General features: G+C 70.2%; 6 protein-coding genes. 3 read left to right on the top strand and 3 right to left on the bottom strand.

Annotation, left to right across the window (positions count from 1 at the left end):
- Window positions 1-202: 202 nt before the first annotated feature.
- Window positions 203-913: a DedA family protein gene (locus AB0C20_RS34065; protein ID WP_357191599.1), complete on the bottom strand. Its 711-nt coding sequence runs from the start codon at window positions 911-913 to the stop codon at window positions 203-205.
- Window positions 914-1,126: 213 nt separating this feature from the next.
- Between AB0C20_RS34065 and AB0C20_RS34070 the strand changes: the two genes are divergently transcribed.
- Entirely contained in the window at window positions 1,127-3,979 is a 2,853-nt protein-coding gene (locus tag AB0C20_RS34070) for an aconitate hydratase (protein ID WP_357191601.1), read from the top strand.
- 77 nt (window positions 3,980-4,056) lie between these two features.
- On the opposite strand, the gene AB0C20_RS34075 is transcribed toward AB0C20_RS34070, so the two are convergent.
- Window positions 4,057-4,272 (bottom strand): hypothetical protein, encoded by a 216-nt coding sequence (locus AB0C20_RS34075; RefSeq protein ID WP_196925525.1) that lies wholly within the window; start codon window positions 4,270-4,272, stop codon window positions 4,057-4,059.
- 166 nt (window positions 4,273-4,438) lie between these two features.
- Here AB0C20_RS34075 and AB0C20_RS34080 point away from each other — a divergent pair, with 166 nt between their 5' ends.
- Window positions 4,439-4,693, top strand: a complete 255-nt coding sequence (locus AB0C20_RS34080; RefSeq protein WP_357191603.1) for a type II toxin-antitoxin system prevent-host-death family antitoxin — start codon at window positions 4,439-4,441, stop codon at window positions 4,691-4,693.
- Window positions 4,690-5,064, top strand: a complete 375-nt coding sequence (locus tag AB0C20_RS34085) for a type II toxin-antitoxin system VapC family toxin (RefSeq protein WP_357191605.1) — start codon at window positions 4,690-4,692, stop codon at window positions 5,062-5,064. Before AB0C20_RS34080 ends, AB0C20_RS34085 begins: the two co-directional genes overlap by 4 nt.
- A gap of 563 nt (window positions 5,065-5,627) precedes the next feature.
- On the opposite strand, the gene AB0C20_RS34090 is transcribed toward AB0C20_RS34085, so the two are convergent.
- On the bottom strand, window positions 5,628-6,920 hold the full coding sequence (locus AB0C20_RS34090) for a sigma-70 family RNA polymerase sigma factor (RefSeq protein WP_357569548.1): 1,293 nt from the start codon (window positions 6,918-6,920) through the stop codon (window positions 5,628-5,630).
- Window positions 6,921-6,936 lie beyond the last annotated feature (16 nt).

The following is a 6,936-nucleotide window of genomic DNA, read 5'->3' on the forward strand; positions in this document are numbered from 1 at the left end:
GTGGGCGAGGTGAGGGACACCGTCGGTGCGGTGTTGCCCACTGTGACGATCAGGCTCGCCGTGCCGGACAGGCCGGTCGGGTCGGCAGCGTCGAACACCTCGCCGACTGGATCGCCACCCGCGGCTACGCCACCAACTGACCCCCACCACATGCCGAAGGGCCGGACCCCACCACGGGGCCCGGCCCTTCGCCATGCCTAGGTCAGTGCTCGTTGCCCGCCCGCATCGAATCGACACCGGGCGCATCCGCAGCCGGCTGACCGCCGGAAGGCACCTCGGCCGCCGTCAGGTCAGCGGCGCCGTCGGAGGCCGTGACGCGGTGCGCGCGGCGGCGCAGCCACCAGGTGCTGCCGAGCCCGGCGAGCACCGCGAGGACCAACCCGGCCCAGGAGATGTCCTTCAGCCAGTGTTCGGCCGCGCGGCCAACGGAGTAGAGCAGGTACGTCGTGCCGAAGGCCCAGACCAACCCGCCGGCCGCGTTGGCAACCAGGAAGCGGCGGTACGGCACATGCAGCGCCCCGGCGAGCGGGCCGGCCAGGATCCGCAGCAGTGCCACGAACCGACCGAAGAAGACCGCCCAGACGCCGTGCCGCGCGAAGCTCTGTTCGGCACGGGCGAGCTGCGCCGGGCCGAGGTGCTTGGGGAAGCGCCTGCCCAGGCGGGCGAGCAGCGGACGACCGCCGCGTCGGCCGACGGCGTACCCGACGGAGTCGCCGACGATGGCGCCGAACGCCGCCGCGCTGGCCACCCACTCCGGCTCGACCACTCCGGTGGCGGCGAGCAGGGCGGAGCTGACCAGGACGATCTCGCCGGGCAGCGGGACGCCCATGCTCTCCACGCCGATCACGCCGGCGACGAGCAGGTAGACCACGCCCGGAGGCAGCGCCGAGAGCCAGTGCTGAACGTCGATCACTCGGCACCCCTTCCAAATCGGCCCCGACCCTACCCCGCCGTCCCGATGGTGCGGCATGGTCGTGGGTGACCCGACCCGTGACGCCAGGTTGCGCAGATAGCAAGACGGACGTACGGTTTTGTTGGAAGCGGAATCGGGCGGTAAGTGTCACCTAACCTCGGCGGCACCCGGACCGGTGCGACAGACTGCTCAGGACTACTCACGGTCGCTGGTGTGAAGGAGTACGACGTGGCGAGCCTCGACACCTTCGGTGCGAAGACCCAGCTACGCGTCGGAGACGCGAGCTACGAGATTTTCAAGATCGACAAGGTGGACGGCCAGGCTCGACTGCCGTACAGCCTGAAGATCCTGCTGGAGAACCTGCTGCGGACCGAGGACGGCGCGAACATCACCGCCGACCACATCCGCCAGCTCGGCGAGTGGGACTCCTCCGCCGCCCCGAGCGTGGAGATCCAGTTCACCCCGGCGCGGGTCCTGATGCAGGACTTCACCGGCGTGCCCTGCGTGGTCGACCTGGCCACCATGCGCGAGGCAGTGCGTGACCTGGGCGGCGACGCCAGCAAGGTCAACCCCCTCGCCCCGGCCGAGCTGGTCATCGACCACTCGGTCATCGCCGACCTGTTCGGCCGCGAGGACGCGTTCGCCCGCAACGTCGAGCTGGAGTACGAGCGCAACAAGGAGCGCTACCAGTTCCTGCGCTGGGGTCAGACCGCGTTCAACGAGTTCAAGGTCGTCCCGCCGGGCACCGGCATCGTGCACCAGGTCAACATCGAGTACCTGGCCCGCACCATCATGGAGCGGGGCGGCCAGGCGTACCCGGACACGGTGGTCGGCACCGACTCGCACACCACGATGGTCAACGGCCTGGGCGTGCTGGGCTGGGGCGTCGGCGGCATCGAGGCCGAGGCCGCGATGCTCGGCCAGCCGGTCAGCATGCTGATCCCCCGGGTGGTGGGCTTCAAGCTCTCCGGTGAGATGCCGGCCGGCACCACCGCCACCGACCTGGTGCTGACCATCACCGAGATGCTGCGCAAGCACGGTGTGGTCGGCAAGTTCGTCGAGTTCTACGGCCCCGGCGTGGGTGCCGTGCCGCTGGCCAACCGGGCCACCATCGGCAACATGTCCCCGGAGTACGGCTCCACCGTGGCGATCTTCCCGATCGACGCGGAGACGATCCGCTACCTGGAGCTGACCGGCCGCGACGTCGCGCAGGTCGCGCTCGTCGAGGCGTACGCCAAGGAGCAGGGCCTCTGGCACGACCCGGACGCCGAGCCGGACTACTCCGAGCGCCTGGAGCTGGACCTCGGCACCATCGAGCCGTCGCTCGCCGGCCCGAAGCGCCCGCAGGACCGGGTGCCGCTGGGCGCCGCGAAGACGCTGTTCCGCTCCGCGTTGACCGACTACGTGGCCGACGACTCCGTCGGTGAGCGTGACCTCAAGCCGGGTGTCCCCCGCGAGGAGCTGCCGCGCGGCGCCAACGGCCCGGCCGACGAGGCCAGCGCCGAGTCCTTCCCGGCCAGCGACCCGCCGGCCAACGAGTTCAGCGACCCGGCCGACGAGCCGCGTGACCTGGAGACCGCTGCGGTGGGCGCGGGCGGCCGAGCCAGCAACCCGGTCCGGGTCACCGGCGCCGACGGCGTCGAGTACGAGCTGGACCACGGCGCCGTGGTGATCGCCGCGATCACCTCCTGCACCAACACGTCCAACCCGCAGGTGATGATCGGTGCCGCGCTGCTGGCCCGCAACGCCGTGGAGAAGGGCCTGACCCGCAAGCCGTGGGTGAAGACCACCCTGGCCCCCGGGTCGAAGGTCGTCATGGACTACTACGAGCGGGCCGGCCTCACCCCGTACCTGGACAAGCTCGGCTTCAACCTGGTCGGCTACGGCTGCACCACCTGCATTGGCAACTCGGGCCCGCTGCCCGAGGAGGTGTCCGCCGCTGTCAACGAGCACGACCTGTCGGTGGTCTCGGTGCTCTCCGGCAACCGGAACTTCGAGGGCCGGATCAACCCGGACGTCAAGATGAACTACCTGGCGTCACCGCCGCTCGTGGTCGCCTACGCCCTGGCCGGCACCATGGACATCGACCTGGCCAACGAGCCGATCGGTGAGGACTCCGAGGGCAACCCGGTCTACCTGCGCGAGATCTGGCCGAACAGCGCCGAGATCCAGGACGTCATCGCCCAGGCGATCGGCGCCACCGGTTTCAGCGCCGCGTACGCCGATGTCTTCGCCGGCGACGAGCGGTGGCAGTCGCTGCCGACCCCGACCGGCGACACCTTCGCCTGGGAGAGCGACTCCACCTACGTGCGTAAGCCCCCGTACTTCGAGGGCATGCAGCAGGAGCCGAGCCCGGTCGTCGACATCTCCGCCGCCCGGGTGCTGGCCAAGCTTGGTGACTCGGTGACCACCGACCACATCTCGCCGGCCGGCGCGATCAAGGCGGACTCCCCGGCCGGCTCGTACCTGGCCGAGCACGGCGTGCCGCGCCACGAGTTCAACTCGTACGGTTCCCGCCGGGGCAACCACGAGGTGATGATCCGGGGCACCTTCGCCAACATCCGGCTGCGCAACCAGCTGGTGCCCGGGGTGGAGGGCGGCTTCACCGTCAACCACCTCACCGGCGAGCAGACCTCGATCTACGACGCCTCGGTGGCCTACCAGGAGGCCGGCATCCCGCTGGTCGTGCTGGCCGGCAAGGAGTACGGCTCAGGCTCGTCGCGGGACTGGGCGGCCAAGGGCACGATGCTGCTGGGCGTCCGGGCGGTCATCGCCGAGTCGTACGAGCGCATCCACCGCTCGAACCTGATCGGGATGGGCGTGCTGCCGCTGCAGTTCCCGGTGGACGTCACCGCCGAGTCGCTTGGCCTGACCGGCACCGAGACGTTCACCATCACCGGGGTGACCGCCCTGAACGACGGTGAGACCCCCCGCACCGTGCTGGTCACCACCGACACCGGCGTGGAGTTCGACGCCGTGGTGCGGATCGACACCCCCGGTGAGGCGGACTACTACCGGCACGGCGGCATCCTGCAGTACGTGCTGCGCCGCATGATCGCCAACTGATCGCGTACGGCTGATCGAGGGCCGCTCCCGCTTCGGCGGGGGCGGCCTTCGCCGTCCACGCCGAGGAGGGCTTGCGGTCAGAGCGCCCGGAGTCGCTCGTCTATCGCCGCATCCACCTGCCGAACGTCGTAGCCACGTAACCGCCGTCGCAGGGTCGCCGCCCGCAGCGCGTCTCGCGCGGCAGCCCGTGCCACAGCGCTGTCGGTAGCCAGAGCCCCATCGACCTCGGCGAAGAGACTCTCGACCTGACGCATGTCATAACCGCGCAGCGCAACCACGAATGGCAATTCCATGCGGCCACCATATCGATCACCGGTCGGGCCGACGGGATTGGCGACGGGGGTGCGACGTCACCAAGCTCCTTCCCGCCCTCGGCGGGAAGGAGCCTGTGTCGTTCCCGGGTCGTTCCTCGTTCCGAGCCCCGCCACGGGCTAACCTCTTAGCTAAGGAGGTGGCTCGGTGGCCAGTGAAGCTGCGGCGCAGTTCAACATTCACGATGCGAAGACGAACCTGTCACGCATCATCGAACGGGTCGAGCATGGCGAGGAGATCGTGATCAGCCGCGCTGGCAACCCGGTCGCCAAGGTCATTCCTCTTCGTCGTACGACACGCACCGGTCGCGGGTCTCTGCGCGGCTCGCTGGATCTCACCGGTGACTGGGATTCCGACGAGGTCAACGATGAGGTTGCTCGTGGCTTCGGGCTGTCCGGATGAGGCTCTTGCTCGACACGCACGTGGTGCTCTGGTGGCTAACCGACGACCCGCTCCTCGCTGCGGACATCAAGGACCGCATCGACACCGAACCCGATGTGTACCTGAGCCCGGTCACGCTGTGGGAGGTCGCGATCAAACAGTCGCTCGGCAAGTTGGCCGGTCCGGCCGACCTGGCCGAACGGCTCCGTGACGCCGAACTGCGGGAACTCCCCATCCGCCACGATCACGCCATCGCGGCTGGTCGGCTGCCGGCGATCCACCGGGATCCCTTCGACCGGATGCTGGTCGCGCAGGCCCTACACGAAGGGCTGACCCTGGTGACCCGGGACGACCGCATCCAGAAGTACGACGTGCCGATCCTGGTGGCGTGACTCTCGCTCGCTCGCTGACGGGGTCCTCGACCCGGTCAATCAGGGCCCGGCACCCGTCGGGGTGACCGCTCAGCGCAGCCGCGCGGGCCTCCTGGTCGGTGAGCGGCAGAAACCAGGGGAAACGACGGACGATGGCGACCGGATCGGGGCCCGCCCGGCTGGCCGCGCAGGTCGCGGATCGCCCGGCGGATGATCCGGAAAAACTCCGGCGGCCTGGACCCGGTTCCTGGTGTTGGCCAAGCGCGGCTGACACTCTCCGCGGTCGACCATGCGGCCCTACGGTGCAAGTCAGCACCGTTGCGTCAGGACTGTGGCGGTCAACCGAGAAGATCGCGCCGATCTTGCACTTTCGGTCGTCGACATGAGCGGTTATGCCCCTTGCGTCGGGACAGAAAATGCAAGATCGCTGAGCGGGGACAGACCCGGCCCGTCGATCATGGAGTTGTGGTGCCTGGTTTGGCAGTTCACGGGGGCTTTGTCGCCCACCACAACTCCATGATCGGCGAGGCGGTGCCGTCCAGATGACCGACGTACCGCTCCTGGTGGTGTGCGGCCGCTCCCCGCTACCGGTCGAGTTCGTCGGCCCGGTCGAGCAGCGCACGGCGCTCGGCTGTCGAGCCCACCGCTGCCGCCGCCTCCCGGAACAGTCCGGCCGCGCGTCTCCGCTCGCCCTGCCGGGCCACCAGATCGGCCTGCACCGCCACGGCGAGCGGATAGCCGTCCAGCCCGCCGCCGGCGCGCGCCGCGTCGAGCACTACCAACCCGGCGGCCGGCCCGTACGCGTAGCCGTGCGCGACAGCACGGTTGAGCGCGATCACCGGTGAGGGGCGCAGGTCGGCGAGCGCGTCGTAGGCCCGCGCGATCGTCGGCCAGTCGGTCTCGTCGGCCGAGGCGGCGGTGGCATGGCAGGCGGCGATCCGGGCCTGCCACGCGTACTGCCCGTCGTGGCGTACCCGATCGAGGGCGGCCCGGCCCTCGGCGATGGCGGCGCGGTCCCACCGGTAGCGGTCCTGCCGCTCAAGGGTGAGCAGGTTGCCGTCGGCGTCGCGGCGGGCGTCCCGACGGGAGTGTTGGAACAGCACCAACGCGAGCAACGCGGCGACCTCGGACTGGTCGGGCATCAGCCGGTCGAGCAGCCGGGCCAGCCGGACGGCCTCGTCTGCGAAGGCCGGCTCGCCGTCGGCGACGTAGCCCCTGGTGAACAGCAGGTACAGCACGGCGAGGACGCCGGGCAGTCGCTCGGTCAGCGCCGGCCCGTTCGGCACCCGGTACGGGATGCCGGCCTGGGCGATGCGGGTGCGCGCCCGGGTCAACCGGCGCGTCATCGTCGATTCGCTGACCAGCAGCAGGCGCGCGATGTCAGCGGTCGGCACGCCGCAGACGGTTCGCAGTGTCAACGCCACCCGGGCCTCGATGGCGAGCGCCGGGTGGCAGCAGGTGAAGATGAGGCGCAGCCGGTCGTCCACCACGTCCTGCCCCATTTCGGGCTCGGGCTGCGCCTCGTCTGGCGTGAGCAACGCCAGGTCGTGCAGCTTGCGCCGCTCCACCGTGGCCCGGCGCAGCACGTCGATCGCCCGGTTGCGCGCCACAGTCATGAGCCAACCGCCAGGGTTGGCTGGCACACCGTCGGTGGGCCAACGCTCCAGTGCGACTGTCAACGACTCCTGGGCGCAGTCCTCGGCCAAGGCCCAGTCCCCGGTCACCCGGATCAGGGTCGCGACGATCCGGGGGTACGCCTCGACGCCGGCTGCCGCGACGGCCTCCGCCGCCGCCGCGCCGGCCGGTGCCGGGGACTGGGCCTTGGCCGAGGACTGCGCCCAGGAGTCGTTGACAGTCGCACTGGAGCGTTGGCCCACCGACGGTGTGCCAGCC

It is taken from the genome of Micromonospora sp. NPDC048843 (genome assembly GCF_040649965.1).
Lineage (GTDB): Bacteria > Actinomycetota > Actinomycetes > Mycobacteriales > Micromonosporaceae > Micromonospora > Micromonospora hortensis.

Bases quoted from the DNA above. Each gene is read 5' to 3' on its own strand.
- AB0C20_RS34075 (WP_196925525.1), bottom strand. From the start codon at position 4,272: ATGGAATTGCCATTCGTGGTTGCGCTGCGCGGTTATGACATGCGTCAG.
- AB0C20_RS34085 (WP_357191605.1), top strand. From the start codon at position 4,690: ATGAGGCTCTTGCTCGACACGCACGTGGTGCTCTGGTGGCTAACCGAC.